Annotated in this window: 18 protein-coding genes; 5 read left to right on the top strand and 13 right to left on the bottom strand. The window is 73.6% G+C overall.

Translation table 11 applies throughout. The features are described from left to right. Positions 1 to 23 precede the first annotated feature (23 nt). Positions 24 to 596 (top strand): DUF2165 domain-containing protein, encoded by a 573-nt coding sequence (locus ACQB60_RS22875; RefSeq protein ID WP_496927930.1) that lies wholly within the window; start codon positions 24 to 26, stop codon positions 594 to 596. 133 nt (positions 597 to 729) lie between these two features. Here ACQB60_RS22875 and ACQB60_RS22870 read toward each other — a convergent pair whose 3' ends face one another. The 3 genes from ACQB60_RS22870 to ACQB60_RS22860 all read right to left on the bottom strand — a co-directional run bounded on the left by ACQB60_RS22870 (position 730) and on the right by ACQB60_RS22860 (position 3,244). After that, complete coding sequence (locus ACQB60_RS22870) at positions 730 to 942, bottom strand: hypothetical protein (RefSeq protein ID WP_496927929.1); 213 nt, start codon at positions 940 to 942, stop codon at positions 730 to 732. 1 nt (position 943) lies between these two features. Continuing rightward, on the bottom strand, positions 944 to 1,741 hold the full coding sequence (locus tag ACQB60_RS22865) for a radical SAM protein (RefSeq protein ID WP_496927928.1): 798 nt from the start codon (positions 1,739 to 1,741) through the stop codon (positions 944 to 946). Between the two features lie 177 nt (positions 1,742 to 1,918). Beyond that, a complete protein-coding gene (locus tag ACQB60_RS22860) occupies positions 1,919 to 3,244 on the bottom strand; it encodes a M64 family metallopeptidase (RefSeq protein WP_496927927.1) in 1,326 nt (441 codons plus the stop codon). A gap of 159 nt (positions 3,245 to 3,403) precedes the next feature. Here ACQB60_RS22860 and ACQB60_RS22855 point away from each other — a divergent pair, with 159 nt between their 5' ends. Both ACQB60_RS22855 and ACQB60_RS22850 read left to right on the top strand, forming a co-directional pair. After that, the gene (locus ACQB60_RS22855) at positions 3,404 to 5,002 is read left to right on the top strand and encodes a helix-turn-helix domain-containing protein (RefSeq protein ID WP_496927926.1); all 1,599 of its coding nucleotides are present in this window, start codon (positions 3,404 to 3,406) and stop codon (positions 5,000 to 5,002) included. A 105-nt stretch (positions 5,003 to 5,107) separates the two neighbouring features. Further along, on the top strand, positions 5,108 to 5,341 hold the full coding sequence (locus ACQB60_RS22850) for a WhiB family transcriptional regulator (protein WP_496927925.1): 234 nt from the start codon (positions 5,108 to 5,110) through the stop codon (positions 5,339 to 5,341). 81 nt (positions 5,342 to 5,422) lie between these two features. Here ACQB60_RS22850 and ACQB60_RS22845 read toward each other — a convergent pair whose 3' ends face one another. The 6 genes from ACQB60_RS22845 to ACQB60_RS22820 form a co-directional block, all read right to left on the bottom strand. Continuing rightward, the gene (locus ACQB60_RS22845; RefSeq protein WP_496927924.1) at positions 5,423 to 6,199 is read right to left on the bottom strand and encodes an alpha/beta fold hydrolase; all 777 of its coding nucleotides are present in this window, start codon (positions 6,197 to 6,199) and stop codon (positions 5,423 to 5,425) included. Between the two features lie 101 nt (positions 6,200 to 6,300). Then, complete coding sequence (locus tag ACQB60_RS22840) at positions 6,301 to 7,923, bottom strand: N,N-dimethylformamidase beta subunit family domain-containing protein (protein WP_496927923.1); 1,623 nt, start codon at positions 7,921 to 7,923, stop codon at positions 6,301 to 6,303. Between the two features lie 179 nt (positions 7,924 to 8,102). Next, the gene (locus tag ACQB60_RS22835) at positions 8,103 to 8,600 is read right to left on the bottom strand and encodes a DUF3618 domain-containing protein (RefSeq protein ID WP_496927922.1); all 498 of its coding nucleotides are present in this window, start codon (positions 8,598 to 8,600) and stop codon (positions 8,103 to 8,105) included. Beyond that, a complete protein-coding gene (locus ACQB60_RS22830) occupies positions 8,597 to 9,016 on the bottom strand; it encodes a phage holin family protein (protein ID WP_496927921.1) in 420 nt (139 codons plus the stop codon). The genes ACQB60_RS22835 and ACQB60_RS22830 overlap by 4 nt, the downstream gene beginning before the upstream one ends. A 107-nt stretch (positions 9,017 to 9,123) precedes the next feature. Further along, positions 9,124 to 10,161 carry a YihY/virulence factor BrkB family protein gene (locus tag ACQB60_RS22825; protein WP_496927920.1) on the bottom strand — a complete coding sequence of 346 codons (1,038 nt, stop codon included), beginning with the start codon at positions 10,159 to 10,161 and terminating at the stop codon, positions 9,124 to 9,126. 91 nt (positions 10,162 to 10,252) lie between these two features. Continuing rightward, a complete protein-coding gene (locus ACQB60_RS22820) occupies positions 10,253 to 10,735 on the bottom strand; it encodes a Dps family protein (protein WP_496927919.1) in 483 nt (160 codons plus the stop codon). Between the two features lie 96 nt (positions 10,736 to 10,831). Between ACQB60_RS22820 and ACQB60_RS22815 the strand changes: the two genes are divergently transcribed. After that, a complete protein-coding gene (locus tag ACQB60_RS22815; RefSeq protein WP_496927918.1) occupies positions 10,832 to 11,152 on the top strand; it encodes a DUF6479 family protein in 321 nt (106 codons plus the stop codon). Between the two features lie 264 nt (positions 11,153 to 11,416). Here the strand turns inward: ACQB60_RS22815 and ACQB60_RS22810 are convergent, their stop codons facing one another. Next, positions 11,417 to 11,779: a helix-turn-helix transcriptional regulator gene (locus tag ACQB60_RS22810; RefSeq protein WP_496927917.1), complete on the bottom strand. Its 363-nt coding sequence runs from the start codon at positions 11,777 to 11,779 to the stop codon at positions 11,417 to 11,419. A gap of 136 nt (positions 11,780 to 11,915) precedes the next feature. Between ACQB60_RS22810 and ACQB60_RS22805 the strand changes: the two genes are divergently transcribed. Continuing rightward, positions 11,916 to 12,344 (top strand): ANTAR domain-containing protein, encoded by a 429-nt coding sequence (locus ACQB60_RS22805; protein WP_496927916.1) that lies wholly within the window; start codon positions 11,916 to 11,918, stop codon positions 12,342 to 12,344. Between the two features lie 160 nt (positions 12,345 to 12,504). On the opposite strand, the gene ACQB60_RS22800 is transcribed toward ACQB60_RS22805, so the two are convergent. The 3 genes from ACQB60_RS22800 to ACQB60_RS22790 all read right to left on the bottom strand — a co-directional run bounded on the left by ACQB60_RS22800 (position 12,505) and on the right by ACQB60_RS22790 (position 16,266). Beyond that, entirely contained in the window at positions 12,505 to 13,587 is a 1,083-nt protein-coding gene (locus tag ACQB60_RS22800) for a LacI family DNA-binding transcriptional regulator (protein WP_496927915.1), read from the bottom strand. Between the two features lie 109 nt (positions 13,588 to 13,696). Then, positions 13,697 to 14,566, bottom strand: coding sequence for an ROK family protein (locus tag ACQB60_RS22795; protein ID WP_496927914.1), 870 nt, complete (start codon positions 14,564 to 14,566; stop codon positions 13,697 to 13,699). Beyond that, a complete protein-coding gene (locus ACQB60_RS22790; RefSeq protein ID WP_496927913.1) occupies positions 14,563 to 16,266 on the bottom strand; it encodes a class I mannose-6-phosphate isomerase in 1,704 nt (567 codons plus the stop codon). The genes ACQB60_RS22795 and ACQB60_RS22790 overlap by 4 nt, the downstream gene beginning before the upstream one ends. Between the last annotated feature and the right edge of the window lie 3 nt (positions 16,267 to 16,269).

Raw genomic sequence — 16,269 nt, 5'->3', positions numbered from 1 at the left:
GACCAGGTACAGAAGGGGACTTCATGCCCGCACCACAGAAGCAGCCACCACAGAACCATCCGCCGAGACGCGCCGACCGGGCGTTCGCGCTCGGCGCGCTGCCCGTGGCGGCGACGCTGCTCACCGGCGTCGTCGCGCTCTACATCGCGCTCGTCGCGTTCGGCAACATCACCGACTTCGACAGCAACCAGCAGTTCGTGCGCCACGTCCTGGCGATGGACACCACGTTCAAGGACGACGACCTGATGTGGCGGGCCATCGAGTCGACGGCGCTCCAGGACACGGCGTACGTCGCCATCATCGTCTGGGAGTCCCTGGCGGCCCTGGTCCTCGTCTACGCGACCGTGCTGTGGGGCGGGGCGCTGCGCGGCGGCGACGCGCGCCGGGCCAGGCGGGTCGGCACGGTCGGCCTGTTGATGCTGCTGCTCCTGTTCGGCGCCGGGTTCATCGGCATCGGCGGCGAGTGGTTCGCCATGTGGCAGTCGAAGGACTGGAACGGCCTGGACGCCGCGACGCGCGTCATCACGCTCACCGGGATCGTGCTGCTGGTCACGCATCTGCCGTCGGCGACGGCGGTGGAGCGACAGCGGGACTGACCGGGGCCCGGCGGCCCGAGCGCGCGTACCACCGCCCGTCGTGGCGGGCGACGTGCACGGGCCGCCCGAAGCAGCCGTCCGCGACAGGCCAGGTCAGGTCAGGCCAGGTCAGGCCAGGTCAGGTCAGGCCAGGTCAGGTCAGGTCAGGCGAGACCGAAAAGACGAGCAGGTCCCGGGCGGCGTCCGCCTTGTCCGGGGAGAGCTCGGTGCAGGCGATCACTTCGGCGGGTCCGGCGAAGCGGCCCAGTCGCTGCCGGACCCGTACCAGCTCTTCGGCGTCGCGCGCCGTCCAGCCGACGTGCTCGACGAGGACGGCGGCGGGAACCCCGCCGGACGGAGCGCGCAACCTAGGCGGCGACCTCGAGTCCCGCCCCCGCGAAGCGCGCGCGGGCCGCCGCGAGGGCCGTGGGTGCGGGAGCCTTCGCGGGGACGGGCGGCGGCGTGAGGTTCAGCTCCTGGTAGGAGTCGCGGCGGCGGGGGCGGCAGGGACGCACCTCCACCGGGCAGCCCAGCTCGGTGGCGAGGCGGGCGGCCGCGTCGACGGCGCCCGGTGCGTCCGTCACGCCCGGCACCAGCAGGTACGACAGACGCAGCGGCACCCCGTGGGCGGCTGCGCGGCGGGCGAAGGCGAGGGCGGGCCCGGCCTTGCGGTGGTGCAGCGCCCAGCTGCTCCGCTCGTCGGGGGTGTGCAGGTCCAGGAGGACCTCGTCGGCGGCGTCGAGCGCGGACAGAGGGAGCGACGCGGGGACCTGGCCCGAGGTGCGCAGCACGGTGCGCACCCCGGCGGCCTTGAAGAGCGCGAGGGCGGACGCGGTGAACGCGGGCTGCGCGAGGGGCTCGCCGCCGGTGAGCTCCAGGCCCCGGCCGGCCCGGAGCTCGGGCAGCCGGGGGACCGCGCGCTGCAGCAGTTCGACGGCGGTCGGGCGCTGGGCGCCGCCCCGGTGCCAGGTCTCGGGGTGCTCCCCGTAGGGGCAGCGCACCGGGTCGCCCGCCGTCCGCACCGACATCAGCAGCCCGCGCTCGCGGTCCCGGGCGTCGTACAGGATGGAGTGGACGAACCCGGCCTCGCCGCGCGGCGGGCCCCCGGCTGCCGTCTCCGGGGCGGGTGCGCCGGGGTGCGCGGCGCGGCGGAGCAGGAACGGCATGGTGCCTCCAGAAACGTGGAAACCGTGGGACGTCATCGGGTCCGCGTTCCAGTGTGCGCCGCGCCCCGCCGCGTGGATCGGTGCCACAGGCCCTGGCCGCCGGGACGTTGGGGGCCGTCGGCACCGAGTCCTTCGGCCCCCGGTCGCGCCCGTGACCAGACCCTTGAGCGGGTGTGATCAGCCCTTCGTCCGCCACGTGCGCGTCTCGGTCAGAAGCTTTCGCAGCTGCGGGTCGCGGACCGAACGGGTCGGGTCCGTGGCGCGGACCGTCACCGTGTGCGGGCGGCCGTCGGCGGGGACGCCGAGGGCGCGCGGGGTCGGGCGGGCCGCGTCCCGGGCCGCCACGGTCGCCGGGCGGCCGTCGACGTACCAGCGCAGGCGCACGCCCTCGGCCGCACGGACGGTGAGGCGCTGGTCGCGGCCGACGGCGGAGCGGGTCGCGGGCGTGGCGCCGACGAGGACGGGCGCGTGCCGGTGGAAGCCCGCGATCATCGCTTCGCGTCCGGGCAGGTTGAACTCGCGGCCGAGGGTCCGCATGATCGAGTTCTCGGTGGGCCGGTTGAGCCCGTGCGCGTGGTAGCCGCCGCCCTCGTACGCGCCGACGGCGCCGCCGTCCGGGGACGTCTGGCCGATCCAGCGGTACCACTTCTTCTGCTGCGCGCTCATGTCGGCCGCCGACAGCGTGCTGATGTTGGAGTCGCCGGGCTCCGGCCCGGTGTAGCTGCTGTCGTCGTACCAGTACTCGTCGGCGAGCTTGCCCAGGGAGTGGCCGGTCTCGTGGATGGCGACCTGGTCGGACTGGGCGTGGTCGGAGGAGGCGGTGGCGATGCCGTCGTAGCCGGACGGCGAGGTGATGTCGTTGTAGCCCGCGCCGCCGTACTTGGTGGAGTTGGCCAGGACGATGACGAGGTCCGGGTCGGCGGCCTTCGAGGCGTACGCCTCGACCTTGTTGGTGTCGACGCAGAGCAGCCGCTCGGTGTTGTCGCAGAAGAAGTACGAGCCGAGGGCGGTGTTCCTGCGGACGTCGGCCGTCGGGTCGCCCGAGACACCGGTGTCCTGGGAGACGGCGTCGACCGCCCACACGTTGAAGAGGTCCTTGTACGAGGCGTACGGCTCGACGGCGGCGATCTTCGCCCACTTGGCGCGCACGTCGGCGTGGAAGTCCTCCTGCTGCGAGGCGGTGTAGCCGTCACCGACGAACACGACGTCGAGCTTGGCGTCGACGGGGCCCTTCTGCACGATCGGGACGACGTCGCCGTCGCCCTTGATGGTGGTCTTCTCCTTCGCGGAGAGCGGGGCGGAGGCGGGGACTTGGGTGTGGCGGGGGTGGCCGTTCGGGCCGGTGAAGTACTCGACGTTCCGGGTGGAGCGGCCGCTGTCGCCGCCCTGCTCGTGGTCGGAGAGGCCGTCGGCGGCGGCGCCTGCGGTGGCGGCGAGGGCCGCGGCGGCGGTGAGGGCGAGGGCCACGGCGGTGCGGGGTATCGAGGGCATGCGTCTGTGCATGAGTCCGTCCTTCCGGCTCAGGGCTGTAAGTGGGGGGTTAAACCGGATTAAGCTGTGGCTCAACGTAGGGACTTGAGAGGGTTCCGGCAATGGTTCGGGCACAAGTGACCCTGGGGGCGAGTGAGTTCACGCCACCCCGAGGGGCGGACGAGCGCCGCGATGGGACCATCGCCGTACGGGGACGAAGGGGCAGGGAACGTGGCAACCACGAGCAGCGACGCACGGAACGCGCAACGCGGTGACCAGCCCGCACAGATCGGCCGCCGCGTCCTGCGACTGCGCACGGAACGAGGGCTCACCCAGCGCGAGTTGGCCGAGCCCGCCTACACGCCCGCCTACGTGTCGACGCTGGAGTCCGGCAAGGTGCGCCCCTCGGAGGCGGCTCTCCGCCACCTCGCCGAGCGCCTCGGCGTCGACTACGAGGAGCTGGCCACCGGCCGCCCCGCCCATGTCGCCGCCGAGCTGCGCCTGCGCCTCACCGACGCGCGCCGCGCACTCGCGACGGGCGCACCCGAGGACGCGGCCGCGCTCTTCCGCTCCCTGCACACGGAGGCCGTCGAGCAGGACCTGCCTCCCGAACAGGCCGCCGCACTCCTCGGGTTGGCCGACTGCCTCCTGGAGTCGGGTGAACTCACCGAGGCCCGCACCCACTTCGCAGCCGTGGAACGCCTCCTGTCGCACGAGCCGCTCCCCCACCGGGTCCCCGCCATCCGCGGTCGCGCCACGGCCCACCTCCTCGCCGGTGAACTCCGCTACGCCTGCTACCTGTTGGAGTCCACCCTCGACGAGCTCAACGCCTCGGGCCTGCACGACCCGGACGCACTGCTCCTGCTCTATACGGCGTCCATCGCCCCGTACATGGACATGGGCGCCCACGCCCGTGCCGCGCACGCCGCGGAGCTGGCCCTCGCGCTCGCGCCGGGCGTCAGCGACCCGGCCCTGGTCGCCTCGATGCACCGCGGGGTCGCCCGCACCCTCATCGCGGCGGGCCGCATCACCGAGGCCGACGCGTCCCTCGCCAAGGCCCAGGAGCTCTACCAGCAGCTGCACATCCGCACGGAGCTCGCCCACTGCCACTGGATGCGCGGCTATGTGCACGCCCAGGACGGCGATCTGGACCGCGCCGAACGGGAGTTGCGCACCGCCCACGACATGCTGGCGTCCAAGCGGGCGGCCCTGTTCACGGAGCAGGTGGCGGTCGAGCTGGCGGACGTCCTGCGGCGCCGGGGCAGGACGGAGGAGGCCCGCGGGCTGCTGCATCCCCTCCTGACGTCCGAGGACCGGGACGACGAGACGGACCAGGGAGGCCGAGCCCCGGAAGGCACCGCCGGGACGACCGGTGGGACGCAGGGTCGGGCGACCGGTGAGGCGAACGGTGCGGGGACCGGTGGCGCCCTGCACGCCGGCCGCGGTGCCGTGCACGCGGGCGGGGCGCACCGGCTCCTCGGCCTCATCGCCGAGGACGACGGCGACGCGGAGGCGGCCGAGCGCCACTACCGCGCCGCCCTCGCCCTGCTCCACCGCACCAGCGCCGCCGGCGACCTGGCGGACCTGTGCCGCCTCCTGGGCGACCTGCTGCGCCGCACCGGCCGGGTGGAGGACGCCCTGGACACCTACCGCACGGGCCTCGGCCACCGGGCCGCCCCGGGCACAACGACGCTGGGGCCCGCGCCCGCGGCACCGCCGATGGGCGATCTCCCGGCTCCCCCGAGGCACAGGGATCCCCCAGGACACGCAAGCCCCGCAGATTCCGTGTAGGGACCAAAGGCCCCCCAAGGACGGGACCTTGGTGTCGTGACGCGTTACCCCGGGTTCGTGAGGCTGATCGGGACAAGGTGAGCCGAGCCGAAGGAGTCGTCGCTCATGGAACCCGGCGCTGATCAGTGGCGCTCCCGCGGGGCGTGTGCCGCGGCCGATCCGGAAATCTTCTTCCCCGCGGGCTCCAGCAGCGCCGTGGTGGTCCAGACGGACCGGGCCAAGCGCATCTGCGAGTCCTGCGACGTGGTGGAGACCTGCCTGTGGTGGGCGATGGTCACCGCGCAGCCGCACGGCATCTGGGGCGGGCTCACCGAGCGCGAGCGACGCGAGATGGCCTGACGGCGCCCGTGGCAGGCCCGCAGCGGACCTGCCCGGCGCGCCAGCGGACCTGCCCGGAGCGTCAGCGGATCTGCCCGCGCGTCAGCGGGCCTGCTCCGCCACCTCCAGGATCAGCTCCGCCACCTTCTCCGGCACGCGCAGCGTCGGGAAGTGGTCGCTGTCCGGCAGCCGCACCAGCCGGCAGCCGGGGATGCGCGCGGCCATCTCCTCGTTGCAGCGCACCACTTCGGGCTGGTCCTGCTCCCCCAGGGCCAGGACGCACGGCGTGCTCAGCTCGCCCAGGCGCTCGAAGACGGGGGCGTCGGGCACCTGGTGCGGGTGGTTGGCGAACCAGCCGCGGATCGCCGTCCGGAGCTGGCCGACCGCCACGGCGTCCTCGCCCCGGCCCGCCCTCGCCCAGGCGCGCATGCCGAGGTCCACGATGCCGTCCACGTCGCCCGCGTTGCCGAGGCGCTCCAGCTCGGACATGAACTCCGCCGAGGTCAGCTCCGCGTAACCGGTGACGCCGGGCACGAACAGGGCGAGCCCGGCGACCCGCGCGGGCGAGTCGACCGCGAGGTTCAGCGCGGCGGCGCCGCCCATGCTGGAGCCGACCACGACGGCGCGCGGGAGCGAGAAGTGGTCGAGGACCGCGATCAGGTCCTCGACCAGGGAGTAGCGGGTGGTGGGCGCGGGCGAGCGCCCATAGCCGCGTACGTCGTAGCGGATCACGCGGTGACGCGCGGTCAGGTACGGCAGCACCGGATCCCACAGGGTGGAGTCGCCCACCCCGGGGTGCAGCAGGACCAGGGGGCTGCCGTCGCCGCCCGAGTCGTCCGCCCAGAGTTCGCCGTCCTTGACCGTCACCGTCGTCTCCATGGCGCGAGTCTGCGGGGGGACGCCGAAAGATCGCCAGCCCTTACTCGGCCACACACGGCGCCCTGGCCTCCTGCCTCCTCCCGCCGCCCCCCACCTGGGCCTCACACCTCCGCCAGGTTGTCCCGCGCCGGGTGCGTGCGCGCCGCCGGGCCGCGCGCGAACGTGCGGAGCAGGTTCTCGGTGACCCGGCGGGTCAGCGCGCCCGCGCGGGCGTCGAGGCCGTGGTTGGCGCCGGTGCGCCCGTCGCCGTGCGCGTCGAGCGCCTCCACCCAGCGCATGGTGCCGGACGCGAAGACGCCCGCGCCGCCCGGGAGCGTGTAGTAGGCGCTGTTCTGGTGGCTGGGGCGGCCCGCGCACACCACGGGCGAGTGGGCGAGGATCTCCATCGGCCTGGGGGTGGGGAAGTCGGTGTTGACCTTGTCGTACTCGATGCCGACGAGGTGCGGGAAGCTGTCGCCCGCCGCGACCCCGGTGCCTTCGAAGAGCCAGTGCCCGGGGTGGGTGACCACGTAGGGGGCGTCCACGGGATAGCCGTCGTAGATCACGCCGAGGAGGTCGCTCTCCGGGGCCGCGCCCGGCCCGGCGCGGAAGTCCACGGTGGCGGGCTGGCCGCGCCGGAACCCGGGGTCCTGCGCGTAGGCGGTCTTGTAGCAGACCACGGTGCGGTCCGGTCCGAGCTCGGTGTCCTCCAGGCGGATGCGCCGGTAGCAGCAATTGGCGCCCAGGATCGCCAGGTTGGTGCCCGCGTTCCGGGCGGCGGTGACGTGCGCGCGCTGCTCGGGCGACCAGTACTCGTCGTGTCCGAGGGAGACGACGGTGGTGGCGCCCTTCAACAGGTGGCGTTCGCGGGCCACATCGACGGAGGTGGTGTACGCGAGTGGCAGTCCGAGCCGCTCGGCCAGGGCGATGAGCGGAGCCTCGTACACGAGGAAGAGGCCCGCGCCCTTCTCGTAGCGGTAGGGCCGGTCGAAGGTGACGGCGAGGGAGCGCGAGCCGTAGTGGCCGGACGCGCCGACGTAACTGTCGTATCCGCCCCAGCGGTTGTACGCCTGCCAGGTGGTGACGGCGTTGACGAGGACGGTCCGCCCGGTGGTGGCCGCCGACCGCACGGTGACCGGCACATAGCGCTGCCCTGCCGTGCCGCGCGCGCCTCTCCCCGTCTTGCTCGCGCCGATCGCGTCGAGCCGGATCAGATAGCTGCCTTCGGGCCAGTCGGTGGTGTCCACGTCCAGGGTGCTCGGCCAGCGGGTGCGCACCGTGCGGGTCCGCTCGTCGAAGTCGGGGCCCGGCTGCCGGGTGCCGCGCACGGCCTCCGAACGCCACACGAGGCGGGCGCGCGCCCCGCCGTACCAGCCCATGCGGTACGCGGACACGGTGAACCGGGGGGCGACGGTGGACACATGGAGTCCGAACGACTCCCCCGGCAGCACGCTGACCCGGTCCGCGTACCCCTCGATGGCGTGCGCGGGACCGGTCGCGGTGACGCGCCAATCGGCTTCCCCCGGACGGGAGTTCTCGGCTCGGATGTCGAGCGGGCCGGGCCGGGAGTGGTCGGCCCGCCCGTGCGCGAGCCGGGCGGCGGCGCCGGGGCCGCCGCGGCCGCCGGCGTCCTGGTCCGCGCAGCCGGCGAGCGCGGCGGCCCCGGCGGCAGCTCCCGTCGTCAGCGTCAGAAACCTTCGCCTGCCTGTGTCTTCTCCGCCGGACGGGGGCGTGTGGTGCGTCATGGCGGCACGCTAGGTCACCGGCGCGAGGATCCAGGGAAGATCCGCTGTGTGGCGGCCCCGCACCCCCCGATCTTCACCCCGCCCCGGCCCGGCGGGCGTCCGCTCGGGCCGCACCACCGCCGCGGCCCGTCACACCGACGCGGCTCGTCACGCCGCCGCGGCCCGTCACGCCGACGAGGTCAGAACCTGCGGCGGTCCCGCCCCTTGCCACCGCGGCCCTTGCCGTCACGGCGACGCAACAGCAGCCAGGACGCGACCACCACGCCACCGGCCACGAGGAACGTGGCGCGGTGGTCCCGGGCGGCCGTGACGCCGCGTTCTGCCGTGTGCCGGACCGGCTCGGCGGCCTTGTCCTGCCACAGGTGGCCCGCCTGGTCCGCCCGCGCCTTGACCTGGTGGGCGGCGGCGGTGGCGGTGTCCTTCACCGGGGTGGGCAGCTTGTCCTGCACCACGTGGGCGGCCTCGGTGGCCTTCGCCCTGACCTGTTCGGTCACCTCCGCGGTCCGGGCCCCGGCCTGGTCCTTCAGCTCGGCCGCCTTGTGCTGGGCGCGGGCCTTCACATCGGCCTTGGCGGCCAAGTCCCCGACCGTGCGGCCCAGTTCGTGCCGGGTCTGCTCGACCTGGTCCCGGAGCTGCTCGGGCGTGGAGGCGGACTTGTCGTGGGTCGGCTTCGTCATCGCCGTGCACTCTCCTTGATCTCGGCCATGTCGGCCTTGACGCTGTCGATGGTCTGCGCGGGGACGGGCGGCGCGGCCCGGCCGACCTCCTTCTTGCCCCGCAGGGCAAGGACCCCGCTGATCACACCGAGGACCCCGGTGACGATCAGGGCGGCGGCCCACACCGGGAGCGGGACGGCGAGCCCGGCGATCGCGGCGGCGACCAGGGCCTGCAGCGTGAGGAAACCCACCACCCCCGCACCGCCGAAGAGCCCGCCGCCCTTGCCATAGCGCTTGCCCTTCTCGCTCAACTCGGCCTGTGCGAGCCGCATTTCGCCCCGCACCAGCTCGGTGAGCTGCTGGGAGGCCCGCTGGACGAGGTCGCCGACGTGCTCGGACGTGGTGCCCGTTCCGGGCCGGGGAGCCGAGCTGGTCATGAGCCGCTACCGCCTTTCTCCGTTTCCGTTTCCGCTGTCGGTCCCGATGTCGGTCCCGCTGCCGTGAAGGGCTGCCGTGAAGGGCTGTGTGCCCGCCGCACGGTCGGTCACCCCCGAGTACCCGGCTCCGGCCGGACCACCCCACCGTCCTCCACCTCCTGTTGGGCCTCCGCGGCGCGGCGCTCCTCCTCGCTCCACTTGCGGGTGTCGCGGGGCGGGGCGTACGGCTCCGCGTCCCGCGGCAGGCCCTCGGCGACGGCGCGCTGCCGGGCCAGCTCCGCGTCGAACTCCAGGCCGAGCAGCATCGCGATGTTGCTGATCCACAGCCACACCAGGAAGACGATCACGCCCGCCAGCGTCCCGTATGTCTTGTTGTACGAGGCGAAGTTGGACACGTAGAAGGCGAACCCGGCGGAGGCGATCAGCCAGAGCACCAGCGCGACCACGCTGCCCGGGGTGATCCACGCGAAGCCGCCGCCCTTCACGTTGGGCGCCGCCCAGTAGAGGAGCGCGATCATGGTCGTGACCACGACGACCAGCACCGGCCACTTCGCGATCGACCACACCAGCAGCGCCGTGTCCCCGATCCCCAGCGCCTTCCCGGCCTCGTGGGCGAGTGCGCCGGTGAACACGACGATCAGCGCGCTGACCACGGCGAGGAGGAGCAGCACCACCGTCACGCCGACGCGCACCGGCAGCACCTTCCACACCGGTCGCCCCTCGGGCATGTCGTACACGGCGTTGGCGCTGCGGATGAAGGCCGCGACGTAGCTCGAGGCCGACCACACCGCGAGGGCGATGCCGAGGACGGCCATGACCGAGCCGATGCCGCCGCGGCCCTGCAACTCCCGCACCGCGTCGCTGATGATGTCCCGCGCCGAACCCGGGGCCAGCTTCTTGATGTTGTCCAGGACCTCGTCCGTGGCCGACTGCCCGGCGAGACCCAGCACGGACACAAGGACCAGCAGGGCCGGGAACATCGACAGCACTCCGTAGTACGTCAACGCCGCGGCCCGGTCGGTGAGTTCGTCGTCCAGGAACTCCTTCACGGTGCCCTTCAGGACGGCGCGCCACGACCGCTTCGGCAACTCGCTCGGCGTGTCGGGGCCACCAATGGGGTGCTCGGATTTCGCAGTCCGCTTCATGAGAACGAAGTAACCCGGCAGGCCGCACCCATGCACCGACGGTAAGCGGGCCCGCCATACCCACGCACAGCTGTCACGGCACTTCCAGCGGTCACGCCTGCCTCGGCCAGTCCTCCGCCTGGAACATCCAGCACTGCTCCTCCAGCGTGGCCGTGACCTTGATCAGGAGTTCCTGGGTGACGAGATCCGCTTCCTCGGTGGCCGCGATCCGCTCCCGCAGGCGCCCGATGGCTCCACCGAGCGCCTCGACCAGCAGCCGGACCACCTCGGTGTCCTGCAGCCACCCCTCCTTCACGTCGGGCAGCTCGGTACTCGTGGCGACGGTGGCCGCCCGGCCGTCGGGCGGCACGCCGAGCGCCGAGGAGCGCTCGGCGACCGTGTCGGCGAAGGCGCGCGACGCGGTGACGACCTCGTCGAGCTGGAGGTGGATGCTGCGGAAACGGGGCCCGACGATGTTCCAGTGCGCCTGCTTGGCGAGAAGGGACAGCCCGAGCAGATCGACCAAGGTGTCCTGGAGGGCGTCACCGGTGATCTGCCGGGCGAGGTCGGACAGAGGGCTCTTGACCACGGCCATGTCGCACATCTCCTTCGGTTCCGGGAGTGGCTGGTGATCCGTTGCGGGTGCCCGGCAGGTGTTGTACGCAAACGAATGCCGGGTACTCGGGCCCGCATGACCACAGAGACCACCGCACACAGCACGGCGCACGGCGTGGAATCGATCGCCGCCTCCCCCTTCCTGGCCGTGACGGCACCGCTCGCCGTGGGACTCGTCCTCGTCGGCGGGCTGATCTGGGCCGTCCGGCTGGGCCGGCGGGTGCGCCGCCGAGAGCCCGGTCCGCCGCTCCCCGAGGACCAGCCGAGGCTGCCGGAGGAGGGGCCCGTACGAGAGGTCCGTGAGCAGCGCGTGCCCGACGAAGTTCCGCGAGGGCGCGGCCGGTTGACCCCGCACCGCCTCAAGGGGCACGGCAACTCGGGCACCAAGCGGGGCTGACCCCGGCGTCCCACGCCGTGGCCCCGGCGGCCGACGGGCCCGCTACCCGGCCCGACGGCTGCGGAGGTATGCCGTCGCTGTCGGCCAGCAGGGCGACGCCGTCGGCCCCCTGGCACCAGCGTCCGGGTGGACGTTCACCAGCACATCCTCCCGCCTTCTACCGCGGGCCGGGAACGTCTCCGTCAGGAGTCCGACGGGGAGCCGCCTCCGGCCTGGCCACACGCAGCAACTGCGCCGCCTGCGCGCGCTGTTGAGTGGTCAGGCTCATGGGCGCTGAGCCGTGCCGCCCGACTCCTCGGGGCGTTCACCACGGAGCTGGCTGCGGGCAGCCTCGTCCTGGATGAGGAGCGCCAGGAGCGAGGACACCGTCAGGCCCGCCTCGGCGGGGTGGCGCAGGACCTTGCCTGGGTCGATGCGATACGTGTTCCCGCGCCCCTGTCTCACATGCGAGAGATAGCCGTCCTGCTCCAGGTCCGCGATGATCCGCTGCACGGCGCGTTCGGTCAGGCGGCAGTGCACGGCGATATCGCGGATGCGGGCACTGTGATCGTCCGCGATGGCGGCCAGAACTCGCGCATGATTGGTCAGGAATGTCCATCCGGTGTGTGGCTCAGGGGACCCATCCATGCGCCGAGTCTACGAGCGATCTTTCGTGTACCCAATGACACGAAGTGATTTTCGTGTATTGGTTGACGTGTCCGCCATGGGCGGCGACCGTTGGGGGGGGGAAGCACAGGCGGGACCCACTTGGGAGAGGGTGGTCATGCCAGAACTCTCGTACGGAGGGCAGGAGTTGACGTCCGGGCAGCCCGCTCCGGACAGCGGCGCGGGCACATCGCCCCCGGCAGGCCGGGACGTGACGGCCGTGCACGAGCTGCAGACCGAGGTGGGTCAGCTGCGCCGGGCCATCAAGAGCCGTCCGGCGATCGACCTGGCGCGCGGCATCCTCATGGCGTCCTTCGGGCTGAGCCCCGAGGAAGCCTGGGCGGTGCTGGTCAAGACGTCACAGGGCACGAACATCAAGCTGCATCACATCGCCAGCGACCTGGTCGGCACGGTGCAGGGGCCGCCCCTGTCCGAGCTGGTCAAACAGCAGATCGCCGCTGCCGTCGGCGCCGTCCGAGCAGTTCCGCCGGAGAAGCCCGAGAGCCCGGAGAGGGAGGCCGTGGCCGACGGCACCGGGCCCCCGTGATACGCGATGCGCGGTACGCGCGATACCCGCTGCTGCACGGCGCGCGCGGTACGCACTCGGGCAGTCAGCCAGTCCTGGTAGGACCCGAAGCCCTCCCTCGCATCGGAGCCTGGCTGACCGGGGCGCCCCGCCCCAGCCCATGACGCCGCGGTCCCGACGTTCAGGCCCCGTACTCCACCAGACTCGTGGCCACCACGACCCGCTGGACAGGACCCCCCGGCCCCCGGCCCCTCATCCGTCCGGCCAGCAACCGCCCCGCGGCCCGGCCGAGTTCGTCACTGTCGTAGGCGACGAGGGTGAGGGGCAGGCCGAGCGCGTCGGCGAGTTCGAAGTCGTCGAAGCCCGCGAGAGCCGGGGCCGTCCCCGTCGGGGGCAGCGGGCGGATCGCACGGAACGCCCCGATGGTGTTGCGGTTGTTGGAGCAGAACAGGGCCGTGGGCGGGTCCGGGAGCGCCAGCAGGGCGGTCGCCGCCGCCGTCGCCTCGTCGGGGTCGGTCTGGCCCAGGCTCACGTAACGGTCGTCGGTCGGCAGGCCCCGGTCCGCGAGCGCCGCCGTGTATCCGCGAAGGCGCTCGGTGCCCGTGTAGACGGCGGGCGGGGGGCCGAGGAAGCCGATGCGGCGGTGGCCGCGCTCGATGAGGCGGGCCGTCGCGGCCCGGGCGCCGCCGAAGTCGTCGACCAGGACGCAGTCGGCCTCGAAGCCCTCGGGCGGACGGCTGGCCAGGACCACCGGGACGCCCTCCGCGACCGCCGCGGCCAGGTGGCGCTGGTCGGCCGCCGCGGGCACGGCGATGATCCCGTCGACGCGGCGCGCGATGAGGTCGGCGACCAACTCCCGTTCCGCGTCCAGGTCCTGGCCGGTGTTGCCGATGACCGTCTTCAGACCGTCCCCGGCGACGATCGAGTCCACGCCGAGGGCGAGCCGGGAGTAGAAGGGGTTGGCGAGGTTGGTGACGACGAGTCCCACCAGGCCCGTGCCGCGCCCGAGGCGGAGGCTGCGGGCCACCTCGTTGGGCCGGTACCCGAGCGCGGCGGCCGCGGCCCGGACCCGCTCGCGGGTGGCGGGCAGCACCCGCGGATCGTCCCGCAGCACCCGGGACGCGGTCATGGCACTGACGTCGGCGCGCTGGGCGACGTCGCGCAGCGTCGGCGCCTGAGCGGGAGCCGGGCCGTCGCGTCCTTCGGAGCCGAGCTGTTCGGGGGACGCGGAAGACTCGGAGGACTCGGAGGACTCGGGAGACATGGTGCCGTTGTCCTTTCCGTGCTCCGACCGGCGCAGCCGGACGGCCGGGCGATCTGGTGCAGGCGGAGCGCCGTCCGACGAACTCCGGCCGAGCGGCGGCCGGAAGAGCTCAGCCCCCGCCGGCCACATGCCTCGCCGCCCCGATCAGCGCGGCGTCCGGCCCGAGTTCCGCGGCGAGCGCCCGCACCGGAGTATCTCCCAGGCCGCTGCCCAGCGCGGGCCCGACCAGGTCCCAGGACGCCGCCATCGCCCCGCCGACGACGAGTACGGACGCGTCGAACCCCCGTATGTACGGGGCGAGGACCGCGCCGAGCGTGGTGAGGGTGTCCTCCAGGACGCGCCGGGCCCGCTCCTCCCCCGCCCGCGCCCGCGCCGCGACGTCGCGCACGTCGAGCCCGCGCGCGGCCACCCCGTCCTGCCCGTACCGCTCCAGGATCGCCCGCCGCGACACCGACGCCTCCAGGCCGCGGCCCTCGTGCTCGACCAGGTCCATGCGGCCCTGCGGCGGCACCCCGGCCCCCTCCCTGCGCACCGCCCCGTCCGCGAGGAACGCCGAACCCACCCCGGTGCCCAGGGTGATGCCCACGCAGCGCCGGTGCCCGCGCGCGGCGCCCGCGCCCCACTCGCCCAGCGCGAAGGCGTGCGCGTCGTTGAGGAACAGCACGTCGGCGGGGCGCGGCCGGACGGTGTCGAGGAGCACCGACCGCACATCGATGCCGAAGAGCGTGTCGAACTTCCCGACGCCCTCGAAGCGCGCGATCCCCTTGTCGTAGTCGAAGGGGCCGGGTATCGCGACGCCCCACAACTGGCCCTCCGGCGCCTCCAGTTCGGTGGCGCACCGCACCACCGCGCCGAGGATGTCGGCCGCCGTGCCCCGCGCGTCGAGCGGGCGTCGCACGCGGTGGGTGGCGCGGGCCCGGTCGGCGTCCACCAGGGCCGCCGACACATGGGTGCCGCCGATGTCCAGGACGGGGATCATGAGGCCGCGCGGTCGCGTACGAGGGCCTTGACGACCTTGACGGGGCCGCCGTCCGCGGGCGCGGTGAGGCGGTAGCGGCCCACGGCCGCGGGCACCGTCAGCGTCTCGGCGTACGCGAGCGGGTGCCGGTCTCCCGCCGCCGTCTCCACCGTCACCCCGTGCCCCTCCACGACGTTCAGGACGTGGAAGCGGCCCGCCGTGTCGTCCTCGGCCACGGCCCCCGCGTCCAGTGTGTGGCGCCGTACCTCATAGAACATCTCGTCCAGGGCGCCGAGGAGTTCCTCGCGCCAGCCCGCGCCCTCGCGCAGCGTGCGCGGTTCCTGGACGAGGTCACGGGCGACCGCCTCGCCCCGGCGGTCCGTGCGGAGGTTCGCCAGGCCGTGCTCGTAGGGGAGTTGGCGGGGTCTGCCGTCGGCGTCGGGGCGCAGCCAGTCGTAGAAGCGCAGGCTGTAGAGGTAGGGGGTGGCGCTGATCTCCAGGACGACGTTCCCGGCGCCGCTGGCGTGCGGGGTGCCTGCCGGGATCATGAACAGGCGGCCCCGGTCGGCGGGGAAGGTCAGGACGTGGTCCTCCGGGTCCATGGGCACCCCGTCGGTCGCGGCCTCCTCGATCTCCTTGCGGAACAGGTCGAGGTCCACGTCCTCGCGCAGCCCGAGGAAGACGCGCGTGTCGGGGCTGCCGAGCGTCATGTAGTACGTCTCGTGCTGGGTGTAGGTCCAGCCGAACCGCGCCCGCATGTACGCCTCTTGGGGGTGGCAGTGCACGGAGAGGTTGCCGCCGTCGACGGTGTCGAGGTAGTCGAAGCGGATCGGGAAGGAGGTGCCGAAGCGGGCGTGCACGGACGGGCCGAGGAGGGCTTGCGGGTGCAGGACGCACAGCAACTGGAAGGGGATCTCGGCCTGTCGGGTGGCGTCGGGGCCGATGAGGACGCCCGCCTCGGGCGCGATCAGTTCATAGCCGAGCGCGGTGTTGCGTGCCGCCGCAGCGAAGCCCAGCTCCCTCTCCGCCCAATGCCCGCCCCACGGCGTGGAGTTGAAGTAGGGGCGCGTGCGCACCGGGCGGCGGGCCAGTCCCGCCAGGGTGTCGCGGAGTCCGTCGCCGTCCACGTGCACCGGCCGCTCGGGGTCCTGCACGTCGAGCCAGGCGTCGAGGCGTGGCGCCAGGGCGTCGCGGTGGCGGTCCAGCATGGGCCAGTCGACGTAGAAGAGCCGTCTCAAGTCGCCCCGCTCGCCCGGGAGTCCGAGGTTGCGGCCGAAGCCCTTCGCCACGGCCGCCTCCGCGTGACGCTTGGGCAGGTCCGCGTACCAGAGGCGGTCGTGCGGGAGGAGCGCGGCACCGGGCCCGTACAGCAGGAGGAGGCCGTCGGTGGGGCGCGGTGGGCGGGGCGGTTCCTCGAAGAGGTCGCTCAGCGGGTTGCCGGCGAGGGGGCAGTAGTACGGGTCGTCGGGGGCGGCGTCGGTCCGGTCGCGGACCACGGCCGCGGGCGCGTAGTGCGCGCGGACGTCCAGGGCACGCACCCGCGTGCCGCGTGCGGCCGGGCCCTGGGTGAGGCGGGCGGCGAGGACGTCCCAGTCCACGGTGGGCGGTCCGTCGACGGCGACGGTCGCGGGGCCCTCGGGGAGCCGGGCGGCCACGGCGTCCCATCCGGTGGTCAGGGCGGTCCCGGGGGCCGGGGCGTAGCGCGGGTCGAGCCGGTACACGCG

Origin of the sequence: Streptomyces odontotermitis, from assembly GCF_050510915.1 — a bacterium.
Taxonomy (GTDB): domain Bacteria; phylum Actinomycetota; class Actinomycetes; order Streptomycetales; family Streptomycetaceae; genus Streptomyces.
The sequence above is the reverse complement of the archived record's forward strand: the minus strand, read 5'-3'. Positions and strand labels throughout refer to the sequence as shown.